The 22,877-nt window shown below is 34.1% G+C and carries 12 protein-coding genes and 5 tRNA genes; 4 read left to right on the forward strand and 13 right to left on the reverse strand.

All coding sequences use genetic code 11. The annotated features are described in order from the left end of the window. Nucleotides 1-323: 323 nt before the first annotated feature. The 3 genes from IDG45_RS08625 to glmS all read right to left on the reverse strand — a co-directional run bounded on the left by IDG45_RS08625 (nucleotide 324) and on the right by glmS (nucleotide 4,068). Entirely contained in the window at nucleotides 324-1,181 is an 858-nt protein-coding gene (locus IDG45_RS08625; protein ID WP_000370936.1) for an HAD family hydrolase, read from the reverse strand. 67 nt (nucleotides 1,182-1,248) lie between these two features. Beyond that, nucleotides 1,249-2,031, reverse strand: coding sequence for an ABC transporter ATP-binding protein (locus IDG45_RS08630; RefSeq protein ID WP_000908193.1), 783 nt, complete (start codon nucleotides 2,029-2,031; stop codon nucleotides 1,249-1,251). Between the two features lie 231 nt (nucleotides 2,032-2,262). Next, nucleotides 2,263-4,068 carry a glutamine--fructose-6-phosphate transaminase (isomerizing) gene (glmS, locus tag IDG45_RS08635; RefSeq protein WP_000334472.1) on the reverse strand — a complete coding sequence of 602 codons (1,806 nt, stop codon included), beginning with the start codon at nucleotides 4,066-4,068 and terminating at the stop codon, nucleotides 2,263-2,265. A 681-nt stretch (nucleotides 4,069-4,749) separates the two neighbouring features. Between glmS and IDG45_RS08640 the strand changes: the two genes are divergently transcribed. The 4 genes from IDG45_RS08640 to IDG45_RS08655 are packed head-to-tail and all read left to right on the forward strand — an operon-like array spanning nucleotide 4,750 to nucleotide 10,007. Next, complete coding sequence (locus IDG45_RS08640) at nucleotides 4,750-6,288, forward strand: PTS mannitol transporter subunit IIBC (RefSeq protein ID WP_000083812.1); 1,539 nt, start codon at nucleotides 4,750-4,752, stop codon at nucleotides 6,286-6,288. Nucleotides 6,289-6,322: 34 nt separating this feature from the next. Then, nucleotides 6,323-8,455 (forward strand): BglG family transcription antiterminator, encoded by a 2,133-nt coding sequence (locus IDG45_RS08645; RefSeq protein WP_000927349.1) that lies wholly within the window; start codon nucleotides 6,323-6,325, stop codon nucleotides 8,453-8,455. An 11-nt stretch (nucleotides 8,456-8,466) separates the two neighbouring features. Next, the gene (locus IDG45_RS08650) at nucleotides 8,467-8,901 is read left to right on the forward strand and encodes a PTS mannitol transporter subunit IIA (RefSeq protein WP_001292149.1); all 435 of its coding nucleotides are present in this window, start codon (nucleotides 8,467-8,469) and stop codon (nucleotides 8,899-8,901) included. Then, a complete protein-coding gene (locus tag IDG45_RS08655; protein ID WP_000648717.1) occupies nucleotides 8,901-10,007 on the forward strand; it encodes a mannitol-1-phosphate 5-dehydrogenase in 1,107 nt (368 codons plus the stop codon). The genes IDG45_RS08650 and IDG45_RS08655 overlap by 1 nt, the downstream gene beginning before the upstream one ends. 318 nt (nucleotides 10,008-10,325) lie before the next feature. Here IDG45_RS08655 and fmtB read toward each other — a convergent pair whose 3' ends face one another. From fmtB to IDG45_RS08705, 10 genes are all read right to left on the reverse strand, one after another. Beyond that, nucleotides 10,326-17,759: an LPXTG-anchored DUF1542 repeat protein FmtB gene (gene fmtB / locus IDG45_RS08660; protein ID WP_168779984.1), complete on the reverse strand. Its 7,434-nt coding sequence runs from the start codon at nucleotides 17,757-17,759 to the stop codon at nucleotides 10,326-10,328. Nucleotides 17,760-18,036: 277 nt separating this feature from the next. Then, on the reverse strand, nucleotides 18,037-19,392 hold the full coding sequence (gene glmM, locus IDG45_RS08665) for a phosphoglucosamine mutase (protein ID WP_000521495.1): 1,356 nt from the start codon (nucleotides 19,390-19,392) through the stop codon (nucleotides 18,037-18,039). Nucleotides 19,393-19,418: 26 nt separating this feature from the next. Then, on the reverse strand, nucleotides 19,419-20,351 hold the full coding sequence (locus tag IDG45_RS08670) for a CdaR family protein (protein WP_000894026.1): 933 nt from the start codon (nucleotides 20,349-20,351) through the stop codon (nucleotides 19,419-19,421). 1 nt (nucleotide 20,352) lies between these two features. Beyond that, nucleotides 20,353-21,162: a diadenylate cyclase CdaA gene (gene cdaA / locus IDG45_RS08675; RefSeq protein WP_000347896.1), complete on the reverse strand. Its 810-nt coding sequence runs from the start codon at nucleotides 21,160-21,162 to the stop codon at nucleotides 20,353-20,355. Between the two features lie 188 nt (nucleotides 21,163-21,350). Next, entirely contained in the window at nucleotides 21,351-22,259 is a 909-nt protein-coding gene (gene rocF / locus IDG45_RS08680) for an arginase (protein ID WP_000167868.1), read from the reverse strand. A 136-nt stretch (nucleotides 22,260-22,395) separates the two neighbouring features. After that, nucleotides 22,396-22,468 (reverse strand) — tRNA-Lys (locus IDG45_RS08685). 3 nt (nucleotides 22,469-22,471) lie between these two features. Then, nucleotides 22,472-22,546 (reverse strand) — tRNA-Gln (locus tag IDG45_RS08690). A 9-nt stretch (nucleotides 22,547-22,555) separates the two neighbouring features. After that, nucleotides 22,556-22,639 (reverse strand) — tRNA-Tyr (locus tag IDG45_RS08695). Between the two features lie 29 nt (nucleotides 22,640-22,668). Then, nucleotides 22,669-22,744, reverse strand: a tRNA-Val gene (locus IDG45_RS08700). 7 nt (nucleotides 22,745-22,751) lie between these two features. Beyond that, nucleotides 22,752-22,823: transfer RNA gene (locus tag IDG45_RS08705), tRNA-Glu, on the reverse strand. Nucleotides 22,824-22,877 lie beyond the last annotated feature (54 nt).

Below are 22,877 nucleotides of genomic sequence, written 5' to 3' on the forward strand. Positions count from 1 at the left end.
GTTACACTTCATGAAAAAAACAAGAACTAAAACAGTCAATAGGTGTGAATGTTTTCAAAGATGGCTCTGTTGCTACTAAAAAAAGAAGCCTACAATTCAAGAGTTAGACCTTAAAACAAGAAATATTATTCAAGATCAATGAATTTCCTACCTTATTAGTTTTAACAATATTTATTCTCATAGAGTTTATACAATTAAATGTAGACGATTCAAATACTTATAATCATACAAAAGAGCAGTAAGAAATTTTCTAATAGAAAATTTCTTACTGCTCTTTTGTATATTGCTCATCAACTATTTTGAATTAATTATTAAAGCACCAATTAATCAGCTAAAAAATGTTTTGCTAAATATTTTGCTGCGCCATCCTCTTCATTCGTATATGCCGTTACATCTGAAGTTAATGCTTGTATTTCAGGACGTGCATTTTTCATTGCGACTGTGTAATGTCCAAATTCAAACATTGCTCTATCATTGTCGCTATCTCCAATAACTAACGTTTCTTCTTGATGAATTCCAAAATGTGCAATCATTTCTTTAATGCCTGTACCTTTATCAGTTTGATAAGCCATTGTTTCCGCATTAAATCTTGATGAATTTGAAACACTAATCTGTAGTTGCACATGATTTTGCTTTAATTCATCTCTAAATGCTGTTATTTTTTCTAAATTAGAACTGAATAGATAAATTTTTGAATATTCACCTTCAGGAAACTTAGTTACCCAATCTATCTTACCAGCAAGCGCATCTTGTCTTGAAGACCATTCACTATGACTTACGCCATTAATAGGATCTTGACTACGAATCATATCTCGCATCCATGTTTCATCTTCTTTTAAAGAAACTCTATTACCTTCAAAAGGAAATACCTCATAATAAATTTGTTGGCGCTTAGCTAAATTAATAATTTGTTGCACTTGAGCCAATGACAAACCATGTTTGAAGATAATTTCTCCATCTACTTCTCCAATTGTTCCATTTGAACTAATGATGCCATTAACCGCAAAATCTTCAGGTACAAGTTGATGTATTTCAGAATGCGAACGTCCTGTTGCCAAAAATACTTTATATCCTTTCTCTCTCAATCGATTAATAACATCTTTCGTATACGTTGATGCTTGATTATTTTCATGTAAAATTGTACCATCCATGTCCAAAAATATTGCTTTTACGTTATCCATATTGCCCTCCACTGTCAATTTTAGCTTAATTAAATTTTGTCATTATTAGTTAGTATTTGCAAAATATTTACTCTAACATCGCCATAGAAAATCGATTATTCCATCTTTGAACTGCTACATTTTTCTGGAAAAATCGTGACATGTTTTCAGATGTCAAAATATCATCTATTAATCCTTGTTGTACACTTTCCCCATCTTTTAATAACAAAATTTTAGTAAAGTTACCAGTAATTTCTTCAATAAAGTGCGTCACATAAATCATCGCAAGCGTTGGATATGAATCTGACAATGAGTCAAGTATACTTAACAACGATTCTCGTGCAATAAAGTCTAAACCAGCTGCTGGCTCATCTAAAATTAAAACCTGGGGTTGCCCCATTAAAGCTCGCGCAATCATCACTCGTTGTTTTTCACCGGTAGATAAATAACCAATATATTGTTGCGCTTTAGCAGACATTCCAACTAATTTAAGTAATTGATGTGCTTCATTACGTATCTCATCATCAATATCTTGATAAACACCAATTGATTTAAAAGCACCGCTTATCACCACATCGATTACTCTTTCACCCTCTTGAAACTTTTCCAGTAAACTATGAGATACAAAACCTATATGTTGTCGTACAGTTTCTGCAGAATACCCTACCTTGCCTGGCATTTTACCAAATAGATTAACATCGCCAGTTGTCGGAGGCTCATATACATTTAATATATTTAATAGCGTTGTCTTACCAGCACCATTTAAACCATATAGAATCCATTTGTCACCTCCATTAATTTGCCAAGAAATATTTTTTAAAATTGTTTTTCCTTGCTTCATTCGCCCAACTTGATCTAATTGAATTAACATGCGAGGTCACCCCTTTATTGCTACTCCATACTTCTCATAAAATCATATTAACATATCACTCTTAATTGTCAGACTATTTAAATAAATAAACTACTTCATTTTTGCGTTTTACTGCCGAATTAAGATGAAGTAAAAGCTAAGTCAACCTAAAAAAGCACCCTTCTAGTCGATTAATCTAAAAGGGTGCCATATACTTTAATTTTAATACATGATTGATTCTAAAAAAGTGAATTATTCCACAGTAACTGATTTAGCAAGGTTACGTGGTTTATCAACATCTAAATCTCTGTGTAATGCTGCATAGTATGAAATTAATTGTAATGCAACAACTGATACTAATGGCGTTAATAATTCATGTACATGAGGAATGACATAAGTGTCGCCTTCTTTTTCAAGACCCTCCATAGAAATAATACATGGGTGTGCTCCACGTGCTACTACCTCTTTAACATTACCACGAATTGATAAATTAACTTTCTCTTGTGTTGCTAAACCTACAACTGGTGTACCTTCTTCGATTAAGGCAATTGTACCATGTTTAAGTTCTCCACCAGCAAAACCTTCTGCTTGAATGTAAGAAATTTCTTTAAGTTTTAACGCACCTTCTAAACTTACGTTATAGTCAATAGTACGTCCGATAAAGAATGCATTGCGTGTTGTTTCTAAGAAATCTGTAGCAATTTGTTCCATAATTGGTGCATCGTCAACAATCGCTTCAATTGCTGTTGTTACTTTTGCTAATTCTCTCAATAAATCAATATCTGCTTCACGACCATGCTCTTTTGCAACGATTTGAGACAAGATTGATAATACTGCAATTTGTGCAGTATATGCTTTTGTAGATGCAACTGCGATTTCAGGACCTGCGTGTAATAACAATGTGTGGTCTGCTTCACGTGATAAAGTTGAACCTGCAACATTAGTGATTGTTAATGATTTATGACCTAATTTATTAGTTTCAACTAATACGGCGCGGCTATCTGCAGTTTCACCTGATTGAGAAATATAAACAAATAATGGTTTTTCAGATAATAATGGCATGTTGTAGACAAACTCTGATGCAACGTGTACTTCAGTTGGTACGCCAGCCCATTTTTCTAAAAATTCTTTACCTACTAAACCTGCATGGTAGCTTGTACCTGCTGCAATAACGTAAATGCGGTTTGCTTCTTTAACATCATTGATGATGTCTTGATCAATTTTCAAGTTACCTTCTGCATCTTGATACTCTTGAATAATACGACGCATTACTGCTGGTTGTTCATGAATTTCTTTTAACATGTAGTGTGCATAAACACCTTTTTCAGCATCTGATGCATCAATTTCAGCAATATATGAATCACGTTCTACAACGTTTCCATCTGCATCTTTAATAATAACTTCATCTTTTTTAACAATAACGATTTCATGGTCATGGATTTCTTTATATTCGCTTGTCACTTGTAACATTGCAAGTGCGTCTGATGCGATAACATTGAAACCTTCACCAACACCTAATAATAATGGTGATTTATTTTTAGCAACATAGATTGTGTCTTTGTCTTCAGCATCTAATAAACCTAATGCATATGAACCATGTAATAATGACACAACTTTTGTAAATGCTTCTTCAGTTGAAAGTCCTTGATTTGAAAAGTATTCAACTAATTGAACGATAACTTCTGTATCTGTTTCTGAAATGAATGATACACCTTGTAAGTATTCACTTTTTAACTCTTCATAGTTTTCAATAACACCGTTATGAACTAGAGTAAAACGGCCATTTGATGATTGATGTGGATGAGAGTTTTCATGATTCGGTACACCGTGTGTTGCCCAACGTGTGTGACCGATTCCAACAGGTCCATCAAAATCGCTACTATCAGCAACTTTACGTAATTCTGCAATACGACCTTTTTCTTTAAATACAGTTGTATTATCATCATTTACTACTGCGATACCTGCAGAGTCATAACCTCTGTATTCTAATTTTTCTAAACCTTTTAATAATAATTCTTTGGCATTATCATAGCCAATATAACCAACAATTCCACACATAACGACATTTTCCTCCATATTGGAATAGTACGCGTAAATTATGATTTATTGCCGATAATTTAGATTGACAATCTGCTTTCATAATATAAATAGGAACATGCTATCATCGCATTCATCCATAACAAATTAAGCATAGTTATTTTTACAACTATACAAATTGCTCACACTGTACTTTCCATATTAATATTTTTTATATTCAATTTCTGGCGATCTTATTAACTTTGTCCATTAAGTCACCCTAATGTTTTACTTAATAAGCTAACGAATGAGCCACATCCGGGATAGCATCCGCCGATCTATTCGATCACTATCCTCCTCGTCTACAAATACATATATTGCACTCTAAAAAGGCCACTCATATATTAACCTTTAATCTTCAAATACAAATATTTATTTGCACAGGCGCTTTAACTGTACTGCCGAACTTTCCCCCCTTTCCATTAATCATTATTGTACAACGGTGTTGTTTTGTTTTGCAAATATTTTCACAATAAAATTTTAAAAATCCTAAAACAATTTTTTTGTTTTACTTTTTCAAAATATCTATACTGTCACATTGATGACACTTTATTTAATTTTGTCACATTTATTTTGACAAAGTTGATTTTTGTTTATATTGAGTAATAAGTAACGTCTCTATACACTATATATAGTCACATATATTAAAAAAGAGGTGTAAATATGTCACAAACTGAAGAGAAAAAAGGAATTGGTCGTCGTGTTCAAGCATTTGGATCATTCTTAAGTAGTATGATCATGCCAAACATTGGCGCTTTCATCGCTTGGGGTTTTATCGCGGCCATTTTTATAGATAATGGATGGTTACCTAACAAAGATTTAGCTACTTTAGCAGGACCAATGATTACTTATTTAATCCCATTATTGATTGCATTTAGTGGTGGTCGTTTAATTTATGATTTACGTGGCGGTATCATCGCAGCAACAGCAACTATGGGGGTCATCGTTGCATTACCTGATACACCAATGTTACTTGGTGCAATGATTATGGGTCCACTTGTTGGTTGGTTAATGAAGAAGACCGACCAATTGATTCAACCTAGAACGCCGCAAGGTTTTGAAATGTTATTTAATAACTTTTCTGCTGGTATTTTAGGATTTATCATGACGATTGTTGGCTTTAAAGTGTTAGCTCCAATCATGAAATTCATCATGTACATTTTATCTGTAGCAGTTGAAAGTTTAGTACATGCGCATTTACTTCCAGTCGTAAGTATTTTAGTAGAACCTGCTAAAATTTTATTCTTAAATAACGCAATCAACCATGGTGTATTTACACCACTAGGTACAGATCAAGCAGCTAAAGTAGGACAATCAATTTTATACACAATTGAATCTAACCCTGGACCAGGTTTAGGTATCTTACTTGCTTATATGATTTTTGGAAAAGGTACTGCAAAAGCAACGTCATATGGCGCTGGAATTATCCATTTCTTAGGTGGTATCCATGAAATTTATTTCCCATATGTATTAATGCGTCCATTACTATTTATCGCTGTTATTTTAGGCGGTATGACTGGTGTTGCAACTTATCAAGCTACTGGATTTGGTTTTAAAACACCTGCTTCACCTGGTTCATTTATCGTTTATTGTTTAAATGCACCAAGAGGCGAATTCTTGCACATGTTGCTCGGTGTATTCCTTGCTGCACTTGTATCATTCGTTGTAGCTGCTTTAATTATGAAGTTCACTAGAGAACCAAAGCAGGATTTAGAAGCTGCGACAGCTCAAATGGAAAATACTAAAGGGAAAAAATCAAGCGTTGCTTCTAAGTTAGTATCTTCTGATAAAAATGTTAATACAGAAGAAAATGCTAGTGGTAATGTTAGTGAAACATCTTCATCAGATGATGATCCTGAAGCGCTATTGGATAATTACAACACTGAAGATGTTGATGCACATAATTACAATAATATAAATCATGTTATTTTTGCCTGCGATGCGGGTATGGGTTCTAGTGCAATGGGTGCAAGCATGTTACGTAATAAATTTAAAAAAGCGGGCATTAATGATATTACAGTTACAAATACTGCGATTAATCAATTGCCAAAAGATGCTCAATTAGTTATCACTCAGAAAAAACTAACTGATCGTGCTATTAAACAAACACCAAATGCCATCCATATTTCAGTGGATAATTTCCTTAATTCACCAAGATATGAAGAACTTTTAAATAATCTAAAAAAAGATGATCAAGCATAATAATTAAATAAATTAAAAAATGGAGGATACCGCCATGTTATTGAGTACACGTGAAAAAGAAATGATAGCCCTATTGATTAAGTACCACGGTCAATATATCACTATACACGACATTGCTCAGCAACTTGCGGTGTCCTCTCGTACTATTCACCGTGAATTAAAAGGTGTTGAAGCATATTTAACTTCATTTTCGTTAACTTTAGAACGCGCAAACAAAAAAGGGCTACGTATTGCTGGCGAAGATTCTGATTTAAACGATTTGAAGCAATCGATCGCACAACATCAAACCATTGACTTATCTGTTGAAGAGCAGAAAGTAATTATTATATACGCTTTGATACAAGCCAAGGAGCCAGTTAAACAATATAGTTTAGCGCAAGAAATTGGCGTTTCTGTCCAGACTTTAGCAAAGATGTTAGATGATTTAGAGCTCGATTTAAATAAGTACCAACTCTCTTTATCTCGAAAGCGTGGCGAAGGTATTTACTTGGTAGGTACTGAATCAAAGAAACGTGAATTTTTAAGTCAATTAATGGTGAATAACTTAAATAGTACTAGCGTTTATTCAGTAATTGAAAATCATTTTGTCTTTCATTCATTAAATCAAATCCACAAAGACTTTGTTGACTTAGAGCGTATTTTTAATGTTGAAAGACTATTAATGGACTACCTAAGTGCCTTACCCTACCAACTTACCGAATCAAGTTATTTAACTTTAACTGTCCATATCGTGCTATCAATTTCACGTATAAAAAATGGAGAGTATGTCGCACTAAACGATGATATTTATGATTCTGTACAAAACACATTTGAACACAAAGTAGCAAGCGAACTTGCTGATAAACTTGGTCAAATATATGACGTCACGTTTAATCAGGCAGAAATTGCTTTCATTACTATCCATTTACGTGGAGCTAAACGAAAAAATCTTAATGATACATCATTAAATAATCGTTGTGAAGAGAACAAAATTAAAGCGTTTGTTAAAAAAGTAGAAATGATTTCAGGTATGACATTTGCAGATTTGGATACTTTAGTAGATGGACTGACGCTACACCTTAATCCTGCAATCAATCGTTTGCAAGCTAATATCGAGACCTATAATCCGTTAACAGACATGATTAAGTTCAAATATCCAAGACTATTTGAAAATGTAAGATTAGCTTTAAATGATTGTTGGCCTGATTTGATTTTTCCAGAGAGTGAAATTGCTTTTATAGTTTTACACTTTGGTGGCTCGATTAAAAACCAAGGTAATCGATTTTTAAACATATTAGTCGTTTGCAGCAGTGGTATGGGAACTAGTCGTCTATTATCAACTCGTCTAGAGCAAGTTTTTAGTGAGATTGAGCGTATTACACAAGCATCAGTCAGCGATTTGAAGTCACTAGATTTAAGTCAATATGATGGCATTATTTCTACTGTGAATTTAGACATCGACTCCCCCTATTTAACGGTAAACCCATTATTACCAGATAGTGATATCAGTTATGTCGCACAGTTTTTAAATACAAAGTCTACGTTCCAAGAGACGCATGATAAATCATCAAACATGATTGATAAAGATGATGTTCATATTGAAACGAAAGATATTGATGGCAACACATCTTTTGAAAATGAACAAACTTCAAACTTAACTTCAGTTTTCGAAAAACATTTAAGTGACGAAAAATCAGAACAATTAATGCATCATATGCGTTCGGGTTTAACTTTGCTTGATTCAGTGAAAATAGTTAGTACCGAAGTTAAACAGTGGCAAACATATATCGCAGATTATCTATATCAATGCGATGTAATAAACGATCCAACGTCATTCGCTGAACTACTAGAGCAACGATTGATTGACAATCCAGGATGGATATTAAGTCCATATCCTGTTGCAATACCACACCTAAGAGACAATATGATTAAACACCCTATGATTCTAATCACAGTTTTAGAAGAACCGTTAGCATTGCCTAGTATTCAAAATGACAATCAAACAATTAAATATATGATTTCCATGTTTATTCCTGACAATGATTTTATGGCATCACTGGTAAGTGACTTGTCCGAATTTTTAAGTTTGAAATTAGAATCTATTGATACTTTTATGGAAAATCCACAGGAACTTGAAACATTATTAAGAAACAAATTTTTAGAACGAATTAAAAAACAATTTATTTAGGAGTGTACAAAATGAGCGAATTATTTAGTAATGACAATATCTTTTTAAATGTAAATGTTAACAGCCAAAATGAAGCAATTGAAAAAGCAGGTAAAGCCTTAGTTGATAGTGGTGCTGTAACAGATGCTTATATTCAAGCAATGAAAGATCGTGAGCAAGTCGTATCAACATTTATGGGAAATGGCTTAGCAATTCCTCATGGCACAGATGAAGCTAAAACAAATGTGATTCACTCAGGTTTAACATTATTACAAATCCCTGAAGGCGTTGACTGGGATGGCGAAGTAGTTAAAGTTGTCGTGGGAATCGCTGGTAAAGATGGGGAACATTTAGACTTGTTATCTAAAATTGCAATTACATTTAGCGAAGAAGAAAATGTGGATCGTATCGTTCAAGCAAAATCTGCAGAAGAAATTAAACAAGTATTCGAGGAGGCAGATGCATAATGAAAGCAGTTCACTTTGGTGCTGGTAACATAGGTCGTGGTTTCATTGGTTATATTCTTGCAGACAACAATGTTAAAGTAACATTTGCAGATGTCAATGAAGAAATCATTAATGCTTTAGCTCATGATCATCAATACGATGTTATTTTAGCTGATGAGTCTAAAACAACGACGCGCGTGAATAATGTTGATGCAATTAATTCAATGCAACCTTCTGAAGCGTTGAAACAAGCAATTCTAGAAGCTGATATTATTACAACAGCTGTTGGTGTTAATATACTACCTATTATTGCTAAATCTTTTGCGCCTTTCTTAAAAGAAAAAACAAACCATGTTAATATTGTTGCTTGTGAGAATGCTATTATGGCAACTGATACATTGAAAAAAGCGGTACTTGATATTACTGGCCCTCTTGGTAACAATATTCATTTTGCTAACTCAGCAGTTGATAGAATTGTACCATTACAAAAGAATGAAAATATATTAGACGTTATGGTTGAGCCATTTTACGAATGGGTTGTTGAAAAAGATGCATGGTATGGTCCAGAACTAAATCATATTAAATATGTTGATGATTTAACACCATATATTGAGCGTAAATTATTAACTGTGAATACAGGACATGCATATTTAGCGTATGCTGGTAAATTTGCAGATAAAGCTACCGTATTAGACGCTGTAAAAGATAGTTCAATTGAAGCTGGCTTACGCCGTGTTTTAGCTGAAACAAGTCAATATATTACTAATGAATTTGATTTTACTGAAGCGGAACAAGCTGGTTATGTTGAAAAAATAATAGACCGTTTCAACAATTCTTATTTATCTGATGAAGTAACACGTGTCGGACGAGGTACGTTACGTAAAATTGGCCCTAAAGATAGAATTATAAAACCATTAACATATCTTTATAATAAAGATTTAGAACGCACTGGTTTATTAAATACAGCTGCATTGTTATTGAAGTATGATGATACAGCAGACCAAGAAACTGTTGAGAAAAATAATTACATTAAAGAACACGGTTTAAAAGTGTTCTTAAGCGAATATGCTAAAGTTGACGATGGCTTAGCCGATGAAATAATTGAAGCTTACAATTCACTTTCATAATTTATTGAGCTTTGTTTGAAACTATAATTTTCCAACGTTATTCGTTAACAATCAGTAATAATGTAGTAGTTCCGTTGAATTAACAATATTAAATTTCTGAACATAAAAAATACTCCCTTCAACATAGACACTTAACTTGTGTTATGTATGAAAGGAGTATTTTTGTGTTAATAATTTGTTTTATTTTCGAGCCACAGCCACCTATTCAATAGCTATTGGTCATTATTAAAACAAATTCATATTAACTGTTAGACTTGGTTACTTAGTAAGGAATATTTCCCTATGAAATAACTAGATGTCGACATTCTTGAATAAATTTTATTCTTCAGTTTGTTGGTCTTTCTTAGTGAATCTTCTAATTAAGAATGCCATACCTGCACCTAGAGCTAATTCAGCATATGGTAAATCGTCATTATGTGACATACCAGTATCTGGTAAAGTTTTAGCTTGTTGTTTAGGCTTATTAACTTTTCCTTGTTGCGCTGATTTTACATTTGCTTTGTTTTCTTCAGTCTTAGTTACATTAAGCATATCTTGATTAGTACTATTGCTTCCATTTGAAACTGTAGCTGGAGATGCATTGGCACCGTCGTTTTGCGTAGCTTTATTGTTTACATCTGCAGTTGCACCAATTGCTGCTTGATTATCTTTTGTATCTGCTGTTGCCATGTCAGCTTTTTGACTATCCTCAGTCGAAGTCGCTTTATCTTTTGCTTCTGACGGTTTAGATGTTGATGGTTTATTCGATACATCAGTATCAACGTTGCCTTCAGATTTATCTACTTCGTTAGATGCAACGTTAGTTTCAGACTTAAGATGTCCAGCATCTGTTTGATTTGTCGTACTTTCTTCTTTATCTTTTGATGTATTAGAAGGTACTTTTGGTTCTGTAATGTCTGCTGAAGGCAATGTTTCAGTTGTTGATTCAACCATACTTTGATTTGTTGAATCTCTACCATCTTTTTCTGCCTTAGCTTTATTTTCAGATTTTGGTTGTACAACCATGCCATTAGTTGATTGAGATTCAGCACTATTATTTACTTCAGCATTTTGTTTTGAATCATTTACAAATGCATTATCTTTGCTATCAGCAGATGATGCTGCTTCTGTGCTCGCAGTTGTTGGAGCCGTTGCTGTTGATCCTGTTGGTGCGTTCTCGTTTGTTGCAGTTGTACTATTGTTATTTGTTGTGCTTTCTGCTGGCGTTACATTATCAGTTTCTGTTGCAGGTTTATCAGTTGTGCCGTTATTAGTTGATTCTACTTCTGGTTTATCAATTGTACCATTACCCGTTTCCGAATTGTCTGTTGATGCATCTACACTAGAATTGTTATTAGCTGTCGGTTTATTATTTGCATCATCAGTTGATGGATTGTTTGTTGATGTTGCTGTTGTTTCACCTGTTGCCGCATCACTATTATTTGGTGTTGTCGGAGAAGCGTCTGCTTTGCCATTATCTGTCGTCTCAGATACGTTAGGTTGTCCAGTATTTTCTGGTGTTGCATTAGCATTTGAATTTGCTGTTGCATCGTTATTATCTGTACCATTATTAGTATCATTAGCATCTGGATCATTCTGAGGCACAATCGCTTCAATTGCAGGTATCGTTACATTTTGTAATTCAGCAACTTCTGCATTTGTTTGTGTTTTATCTAAATTATCAGCAAATCTGTCAAAATATCTACCTAAATCCGTACGTGCAATTTCTTTCGCCGATGCATCTGCATTTTTAATTATTTCTATTTGCTTGTTAACCACTTCTCTAATTGCTTCCAAAGCATTTTTCTTAACTTCAGGATTAATACGTTGTGCTTTAAGTTGTTCAAGCGCACTATTTTTGACAGTAGCGATTTCTGCATTTGTAGTTTGATCAGAAATATCTTCAGTTGCTTTTGATAAAATGTCTTCTAAAGCATTCGTAAATGCTTCTTTTTCTTCAGTTGTAGCATCAGCGTCGACATTTACACCTGCTTCAATCTGGTCTAGTGCAGTTTCTAATTCTTCGATAGCTTTTTGTTTTTCTGTTGAGTCAATTTGAATGTTATCAAATGCCTCAAGTCCTTGAGCTTTCGCTTTTTCAACTTCGGCAGTTGTTGTTGCATCATTAATACCTTTTTTAGCTTGATCTGTAATTTGTTTAATCATTGCTAATGCTTCAGTTTTTTCTTCAGCAGTTAACTGGTCACTATGATCAATTGATTCTTTCGTATCTTCTGCTTTAGCTTCAATAGCTTGGTTCGCTTTAGGTTTAACAGTAGCATCTACTTGAATAGCATCAATTGCTGCTTTACCTTGTGTTAATGCATCATCAACGTCACCATTATCCACACCATTATTAATGCTTTCTAATGCAGTTTGAACATTTTGGTCAACTTGCTTAATTGCTTGTTGCTTTTCATCTTGTGTTGCATTAGTGTCAGCTGAAATATTATTTTTCTTTTGATCTGCATAAGCATATAAATCTGTTGTAGCTGTTTCTTTTTTACCGGTTGGAATTGTGTAATCGTTAATATTATCTAAGTCATTATGAATTTGAACTTCAATGTCATCTTTAGAAGTAGCTTGATTGACATTTTGATCCGCCGTTTGTTTCAATTCAGCAAGTTTTTGTTTCGCTTCTGCAATTTCATTTGAAGTCGATGCGTTAGAGTTATCCGCTTCGTTTACTTTTGAATTATATGCAGCTTCAATCTTAGCTAAAGCATCTTTTTTGTACTCACTAAATGTTTTAACTGCATTAATTTTAGCTTTCCCTTCTTTAACTGCATTATCAACATATTCATTTGTTGATGATTGATCGACATTTGTTTTCGCTTGATTTAACGTTGCATCAACTTCTTGTTTTGCATCGTTAATTTCTTGTTGTGACGCATTTGGTGTTTGTTCGATTTGTGTTTTTCTATCAGCTGCTGCTTGATCTAAAGCAGTTTTACCTGCTGGCTTCTTAACAGGATTTGCATGAAGTTGTTGAACTTTTTGTACTGCTGTATCTTTAGCAGTAGTTACATCACCTGTTGTATTTGCTGTATTTATATTGTTTAAACCTTCTTCATATGTTGCTCTAACTGGTTCTATATCTTTTCCTTTTTCTTCATTTGTAGTCGTATTATCACTAAGAATTTCAGTTATTTTATTTTGCATTTCAGTTAGCAATTCAGCTCTAGCATTCGTTTTAACATCTGTTGATGCTTGAATTGGATCAATTGCTTGAATTGCATTATCTTTTGCAGTGTTTACATCATCGATTGACTGTGCATTTTCAATATTTTGATTACCTTGCGTTAATTGTGCATCTACTTGTTGATTTGCTTGTTCTTTTTCTTCAGTAGTCGCATCTGCAGTTTGTGCAATAAGCGCTTTTTGTTCGTTTGCTTTTGTTGCTAATTCATCTTTCGCAACATCTTTAATTGTTGTATCTGCAGTAATACCTTGAACATCAGCAACTGCTTGATCTTTAATTTGCGTAACATCGTTAGTTGTTTGTGCATTTAAGATATCTTGATACGCTTTTTCTTTAGCTTTTAAAACTAAATCTTTTGCCGCATTTTTCTCTTCAGTTGTAGCACCAGTTGTATTATCAATTGCTTGATTTTGAGTTGTCACAGCTTGATCTACTTCATTTTTCGCATTCGATTTAACTGCTGTTGCTGGTTGTGTACTTTGAATTGAATTCTTTCCAGCGTCTTTCGCCTGATCTACACCATTATCATCAGTTGCAGCTGTAATATTATTTTTCGCGTCTGTAACTGCTGTTGCTAATTGTTGAATTGCAGCTTCTTTTTCTTCATTTGTAGCGTTCTGATCATTATTAATAACTGATGTTTGAGCTACTTGCAATTGATCAATCTCATCTTTAGCCGCTTGTTTCTTCACAACTTTTGGTGTTACCGCATTAATTGCTACTTCCGCATTTGCTTTAGCTTCATCAACTTGTGCGTTAGTAGTTGCTGCTGAAATGGCTTGATTTGCTTTACCGTTTTCAGTATTTGCTTCTGCATCAGCTGCTTGTTTTTCTTCATCTGTTGCATCTGGTGTAGCTTGAATTGCTTGCAATTTGTTATTTAAAATTGTTGTGATTTCATTACGTGCAGTTGCTTTTTTATTAACTGTTGGTGTTACTTGATCAATACTAGTTTCACCAGTTGTTTTCGCTTGGTCTACATCATTTTGACTATTAGCAGCTTCAATGTTGCTATTTGCTTGTGTCACAGCATTATCTACGTCCGCATTAGCCGCTGCAATTTCTTCAGCTGTAATGTCTTGCGTTTGAGCAATGGCTGCTTTACGTTCATTCGCTTTCGTAGTGATGGCTTGTTTCGCATCATCTTTCGTTGTTGTCGCTGGCTGAATTGCTTCAATTTTAGCAATTTCTGCATTTTTAGCCGCTTCAACTTCTGCATTTGAATGTGCACCATCTATTGCTGCATCAGCTGTTGTTTTTTCAGTTTGAACTTGTTGTTTCGCAGCTGCTTTTTCTTCTGTTGTTGCACCGTTATAAGCATCAATTGCTGTCTCTTGTGCCTGTACTTTGTCAGCAATTGCTTGTTTCGCTGTTGGTTTAACATTTGCATCTGGCGTAATTGCAGCTATTGTAGCTTCATTAGTAGTTTTTGCATTATCTACATCAGTATTAGCTGCTGCGTTATCAATATCTGTATTAGCAGTAACTACTGCTTGATCAACTTTGTCTTTCGCAGCTTGTTGTTCTTCAGTAGTCGAATCATTCATTGCTTCAATTGCAGTTTTACGTTCACTTGCTTTTTGAGCGATTTCCGCTTTTGCATCCGATTTCTTAGTTGTGGCAGCTTGAACTTGATTAATTGCAGCAATACTATTGTCTTTAGCTGTTGTTACATCACTGTTTGTATTTGCAGCATCAAGATTTGTTCTTGCTTCTTGCTTTTTAGTATCTAATTCTGTATATGCAGCTTGTTTTTCTTCTGTAGTTGAAGCATTGCTATTTTGAATTTCTTGTTTACGTGTATTATATGCGTTTTCTACTTCCGTATCAGCTGCAGGTTTAACTTTTGCTTGTGTTTGAATTGCATTGATTTTATCTAATACTTTTGATTTTGTATCAGCAACTTCCTGTTTTGATTTAACAACTTGGATGTCATGTAAACCTTGCTTTTGAGCTGCTTCTACTGCTGCATCAGCTTCTGCTACTTCTTCATTAGTTGCATTTGAAACTGTAGCATTTTGAGCTTTTCTAGCTGTTGCTGCTTGTTTAACATCATTATAGGCATCCATTTTTGTTTGCGTAGAGTCAGTAATATTTTCAATTTTTGAGATTTCTTCGTTTTTAACTCTTTCTAAATCTTGTGCAGTCGTTGTCGCTTCAATTGCTTTAACACCAGAAACTTTAGCTGCATTAATACGCTCAATAGCTTCCGCTACTTCTTCATTTGTTGTATCAGGATTTAAAGGTGCTTGATCAATTTGTGCTTGAACAACTTCGTCAAATTCTTCAAGAGCTGCTGCTTTAGCTGTTGTAGCAGGTGCAGTTTGATTAATATCATTGATTGCTTTTGTTTTAATGGCTTCTACTTGTGCATTTGTTGTTGCTGCATCAATATCTTTAATTGCCTTTGTTTCTATTTTACCAATTTTATCATTTGCTACATCTTTTTCATCTTGTAATGACGCATTTGACTTTTTAATTTGTTGTTTACGAGTTGTAACTGCTTGGATAATATCTTGTTTCGCTTGAGGTTTAACTGTTGGTGTAATCACATCTTGTTCTAACACTGCGATACCATTATCTTTTTCAGTTGTGACACCTTGTGATGTTGTTTGTTTATTAATTTCTGCGATTGCATTATTTTTATCATTGTTAATTTTAGTCACAAGCGCTGCAACTTCATCTTGCGTAACTTTTTTACTTTGTTGTGCTGCTGTAACCTTTTCTTGAGCTTTAGCATCTAATTCAGCAATTGCTGCTTGATTATCAATTAATGCAGCTTGTAATTTAGTTACTAAACCATCAATAGCCGCTTGAGATGCACGATTTGCAGTTTCAACATGATTCGCATCTTCATTTAAAATATTGTCTGCTTGTTGTTTAAGTTTATTGTATTCTGCAATTGATGCTGTTGTGTAATGACTATTATCAACTTGTGAGTTTACTTGTTGTTGCAACGCATCTTTGTTCATTTCAACCGCTACTGAAAATGGATCTGCAGTTAGTGTAACTTCTGGTTGCGCATTATTAATTACAACATCTGAAGCAGTACGATATGTTAATTTTTCATTAAAATCAATATTTTTAGGTGTATCGATATTCGCAACATTAACTTTATATGATAATTTTAAAGATTTATCTGGGAATAAAACTTCTTTAGTGTGTGTACCACGTGCCGTTGTCACACCTTGGCTTGTAAATGTAACTTTATTTGCATTTTGATCATAATTAACAGTCATATTTTTCAATACTGTACTGTCTTCATTACCATTAGGGAATGTTGTAGTTAATGAATCATTAACGTAAGTTACACCTTGTGGTAATGTTACTTCATATTTAAATTGATCTGCTTTTAATGAAGCACCAAAGTTACCATTGTTACCGATTTCAGTATTAATTGTAAATTCTTTATTATTTGTTGCTTTCGGTGCTAAATCTCTATTTTTGACATATAAATGTGATCCTGAGAATAGACCTACATTATCAATGAATGAATAGTATTTATAACCATCTTTATTTGTTGTAATTCTTGAAGCATCAGCAACTGCTGTATTGTCAGGAATAAATTGTAAATCTAAACGATCAGCATCTGTTGGTACTTTAAATAAGTGTGCAGTACCAGTCTTAGCTACATTTACAGTTGCTAATTCAGTATTTTTCTTAGCATCTTTAATAACTAAATTTGTTGCACCTTGCTTACTATTCGTTTGCATAGTAGTAAAGTTGATAATTAATTCTGAATCTGGTTTTACATTAACAGTTTTTGAAATACCGTTAAAGTTTCCATGATCTGTAGAATCATTTGCATTCACACGACCTAATGCAGCTACATTTCCCCTAGCTTGATAGTTTTGAGGGTTATTCTTATCAAACATATCGCTTCGTCTTAATTCTGAGTTAACGAAACCAATCTTACCGTTGTTAATTAATGAATAACCGTTTACTTTATCTGTAACAGTTACAGTTGGATCCTGTCTATTCTCATCTGTTGATATGGCAGGATCATCAAACGTTAATGTCGTATTAATACTGCCTTCACCAGTATTGCTAGCATTTGGATCTTGAGTTTGTGCGTTTGCTGCTGGTTGCGCTGCTGCTGGAGCATTCGCTGGCTGTGTTTGATTTGCCGGTGTTGCATTATTATTAGGTGTTGCTTGGTTATTTCCTTGACCTGCTTGGTTTGCCGGTGCTGCTTGATTTCCAGGTTGTGCTTGTGCAGCGTTATTCGGATCAGCTTGATTACCTTGTCCAGCTGGTTGTGTATTTGGTTGTGCTGCTCCTCCTGCTGGATTAGCCTGTCCACCTTGGTTTGCTGGTTGTGCTGCTGGTTGTCCTTGGTTGGCAGGTGCAGCTGGCTGTGCTGTAGGATTAGCTTGAGCACCAGCATTTGCGTTAGGCTGTGTATTGGCATCAGCTGGTTGTGCTGGTTGATTTTGTGCAGGCTGATTTTGCTCTGCTGCAGACGCTGTTGTCGGGTTAGTAGATATAAAAGTAACAGTGGCAATTAAAGCTGAAAAAATACCGACATTAAATTTTCTGATACTAAATTTTTGTTGTCTGAATAAATTCATTAAGTCATCCTCCTGGTTGATTATTCTCGCTGTTAAATGATTTCACTTAATCAACTGTTAAGATAAGTAGTAGCATCTGCGTTAAAAACACAAAGCAACTCTATCTAATTAAAATTAATTTTATCATCATTATATATTGAGTACCAGTGTATTTTATATTACATATTGATTACTTTGTTTTTATTTTGTTTATATCATTTTACGTTTGTACTATAAATTATTTCTACAAACACAAAAAAACCGATGCATACGCATCGGCTTATTTGTAATACAGTATTTATTTATCTAATCCCATTTTATCTTGAACCACATCAGCTATTTGTTGTGCAAATCTTTCAGCATCTTCATCAGTTGCTGCTTCAACCATGACACGAACTAATGGTTCTGTTCCAGAAGGTCTTACTAAAATTCGACCTTCTCCATTCATTTCTACTTCTACTTTAGTCATAACTTCTTTAACGTCAACATTTTCTTCAACACGATATTTATCTGTTACACGTACGTTAATTAATGATTGTGGATATTTTTTCATTTGTCCAGCTAATTCACTTAGTGATTTACCAGTCATTTTTATTACAGAAGCTAATTGAATACCAGTTAATAAACCATCACCAGTTGTATTGTAATCCATCATAACGATATGCCCAGATTGTTCTCCACCTAAGTTATAATTACCGCGACGCATTTCTTCTACTACATATCTGTCGCCAACTTTAGTTTTATTAGATTTAATTCCTTCTTGTTCAAGCGCTTTGTAAAAACCTAAATTACTCATAACAGTAGAAACAATCATGTCATTATTCAATTCTTGATTTTTATGCATTTCTTGACCAATAATAAACATAATTTGGTCACCGTCAACGATTTGACCATTCTCATCTACTGCTATGATTCTGTCTCCATCGCCGTCAAATGCTAACCCAAAATCACTTTCAGTTTCAACAACTTTTTCTGCTAATTTTTCAGGATGTGTAGAGCCACATTTCTCGTTGATATTATATCCATCAGGACTACATCCAATTGTTTCAGTATCTGCTTCTAAATCACCAAATAAGAATGGCGCTAGTGATGATGTTGAACCATTTGCACCATCTAAAACAATTTTCAAACCTTCAAAGTTAACATCTACTGTTGATTTTAAATAGCTCAAATATTTTTGTGCCCCTTCAAAGTAATCTGAATAATGTACAATATCATTGCCAACTGGTCTTGGTAATTCTGGGTTTTCTTGATCCAATAATGCTTCAATTTCATTTTCTTGTTCATCTGATAGTTTAAAACCATCTGATCCAAAGAATTTAATACCATTATCTGCAACTGGATTATGAGAGGCTGAAATCATTACACCTAACTCTGCACCCATATCGCGTGTTAAATATGCAACACCTGGTGTTGAAATAATACCTAATCGCATCACTTCTGCACCAATTGAAATCAAACCAGCTATTAATGCTGATTCTAACATTTCACCTGAAACTCTAGTATCGCGACCTACAAGTACACGTGGGTGTTTTTCACCTTTATTATGTGCTAGAACATAGCCACCGTATCTTCCTAATTTAAATGCCAATTCAGGTGTTAGTTCTTGGTTTGCGACACCTCTTACTCCGTCTGTACCAAAATATTTTCCCATTGTTTACTCTCCTTTAATTTAGCTATTTATTTTACATTTATATAAGCCTTCGTTTCACTTGGTTGTGCTTTAGTGACATGTTCTGGTAAGTTGATTTTTACAGTCTTTTCAGTTGATTCTGAAATACCATCTAAATCTACTTCTGCATCAACTTCGCTTATATTTTGCAAGTCATCTCGACTACCGAAGATTTCAATTTCTTTATCTTCTAAGTCAATCGAACTTAATTCTTTATCATCTGCTAAACTACCTTTCTGTTTAACATTTACTTTAACCTTTTTGCTAAAAGGCTCTACTTTAACTTGTAAATTCACTTCATTAGGTTGAATCGATACATTTAATTTATTCAGTTTTTTATCAAAAGCCGTTACTTCTGCGACATCTTTTGTGTCACCATTAATCTTTTTATTAGTTTTAAAAGTGGCTTTTAAATAAGCAATATCATTCAATTGTTCTTCTCCACCTGTTACTTTAACTGTTTGTGGTGAAACTTCTTGCTTTGTAATTTTAAAAAGTGGATCAATATCACTCTGACTTACATCAGGTTGAACTGTCATCTTTTTAGTTACTTTGTTTTCAAGCGTAATATTTGCTAATTTAGGTTTTACAGAATAATGAATGTCATCAGCTAACCCTTTAACTTGATACTTCTCTTGATATTTTCCAGCTTTCGCATTTGATAAATCAATCACTACTCTTAAATCTTCTGGATTTTCAATTTTTATTATCTTTGATTGTGGTCCTGAAATAGTCACATTAACTGTTTCAGGCGCTTTTGTTAAATGCAAATCTTTAGTGTTATAAAGAATTTCAACGGGTACATCTTGAATCGTTTTACTAGACTTTTGACCAAGATTACCAGTGTTAAAGATATTTCCAAAAACATTGTTAACAGATAAAAAGAAAAACAATGCCAAAAGAAAGGCAATAAATCTCAAGCCCCATTTACTTTCTAGCATATTATTTCACACCTTTCTTTTGAAAGCGTGTGCCAAACCAATGTTCAGCAAGCAACTCTTCAAAAATTTCGTTTGAAATGTCTCGTCGTAATTTTCCATCAAATGTTACCGAAATATCACCAGTTTCTTCAGATACAATAACGGTAAATGCATCAGATACTTCTGAAATACCAACCGCAGCTCTATGTCTTGTACCCAAACTTTTAGATATCTTAGGACTATCAGACAATGGCAAATAACTTGCTGCTGCTGCAATCTTCGTGCCTTGAATAATCATTGCACCATCATGTAAAGGTGTATTAGGTATAAAGACATTAATTAAAAGTTCTTGCGAAATATTTGAATCCATTGCAATACCTGTTTCAATATAATCTTGAAGACCTGTTTCTTTTTCAAAGACAATTAATGCACCTATACGTCTTTTAGCCATATATTGCACAGCCTTTGAAACCGATTGAATCAATTTCTCTTCATCTTTACTATACGTATTAGAAGTATAGCGTTTTAAAAAGCTACCTCTACCAAGTTGTTCTAACGCACGTCTAATTTCTGGTTGGAATATTACTATTAAAGCTAATACCCCCCATTGAATAACGATATCGAATAATTTAGATGTTGCAGTCAAGTTCAATATCATACTTATCTGCTGACCAATAACAATTACTAATATCCCTTTAAGTAATTGTATCGCTTTAGTTCCCTTAAAGACCGTGATGAGAAGATAAAGTACATACCAAACTATCAGTAAATCAAGGATACTCGTTACAATTTTTAACGTACTGAGGTTTTGAAAAAAGTTGGAAAAATCCATAACATCTCCTCCGGGTAATATTTTTCCATAATACCCATTATACCAATCATTTACATCACTGTCATACGAACATATATTTAAATAGAAAAAATTTATTTTAAAGATTATAACTACTCTTAATCATTTTAGTGAATTAAAAAAAGTAGTGCAAAAAGCAAAATATACTTTATACACTACAAATCATTTATTTATAATAAAGTTTCACCAAAAAATGTTCCAACTAACGAAACCGCTTGTTCAGCAGTATAATTATTACTGTCAATCAATGGATTTACTTCAACTAAATCCATTGAGGAAATTAAATGTGATTGATGCAGTAATTCCAATGCAAAATGGCTTTCTCTATAACTAAGACCACCCAAAACTCTAGTACCAGTGCCTGGCGTTTCAAGCGGATCTAAAGCATCAACATCTAAAGATAAATGAACGCCATCAACATTGCGTGACTTCAAATATTCTATTGTATTTTCAATTACTTCCTTTATCCCCAATTTATCAATATCTGACATAGTAAATGTTTTAATATTATGATCTTTGATAAATTGTCTTTCACCTTTATCTAAATCTCTCATACCAATTAGTACGATGTTTTCTGGCTTGATTACATTACTATTTAATTCTAAAAGTTCTTTGGGACCTTCACCTGTCAAAATCCTTAGAGGCATACCATGAATATTTCCACTTGGTGACTCTTCAGGTATATTTAAATCACCATGTGCATCATACCAAATAACACCTAAATTATTATAATGTTTACTTATTGCTGATACTGAACCTACCGCAATAGAATGATCTCCACCAAGAACTAGAGGAAATCTGTTATTTTCAATTGATGCTGAAACTTCTTTATTTAATTTTTGATTAACATCTATAATTTCATCATAATTTCTTAATCCTTTTTGTTCACTATGAAATTTTTCAATGTTCACAGCAGGTACCTTAATATCCCCCTTGTCATATACATCAAGGTCTAATTGCTTTAATCTTGAAATTAATCCAGCATATCTAATTGCTGTTGGTCCTAAATCAACACCTAATTTTCTTTGTCCAAATGTTGATGGTGCACCTATAATATCAATTGCTTTTGTCTTTGTCATAAGCGTCCCCCTTTGCTCTATGTAATTAAAGAATAATGTATGCGCTTACCATTATCAAGCAATAGCTACACATATAATCTGTTTATCTTATTACTTCATAAAAAAAGCACTTTCCAAAAATGGAAAGTGCTAGTAGTGAGCCATAGAGGATTCGAACCTCTGACCCTCTGATTAAAAGTCAGATGCTCTACCAACTGAGCTAATGGCTCTAATGGCTGGGCTAGCTGGATTCGAACCAACGAGTGACGGAGTCAAAGTCCGTTGCCTTACCGCTTGGCTATAGCCCAATATATAGATGGTGGAGGGGGGCAGATTCGAACTGCCGAACCCGAAGGAGCGGATTTACAGTCCGCCGCGTTTAGCCACTTCGCTACCCCTCCAGCTTATTCATATAATTTAATAATCAAAATGGTGGAGAATGACGGGTTCGAACCGCCGACCCTCTGCTTGTAAGGCAGATGCTCTCCCAGCTGAGCTAATTCTCCAAAATAATGACTCCTACGGGACTCGAACCCGTGTTACCGCCGTGAAAGGGCGGTGTCTTAACCGCTTGACCAAGGAGCCATGGCTCCACAGGTAGGACTCGAACCTACGACCGATCGGTTAACAGCCGATAGC

The sequence above is a fragment of the Staphylococcus sp. EG-SA-10 genome (assembly GCF_017151945.1).
GTDB classification, from domain to species: Bacteria; Bacillota; Bacilli; order Staphylococcales; family Staphylococcaceae; genus Staphylococcus; species Staphylococcus aureus.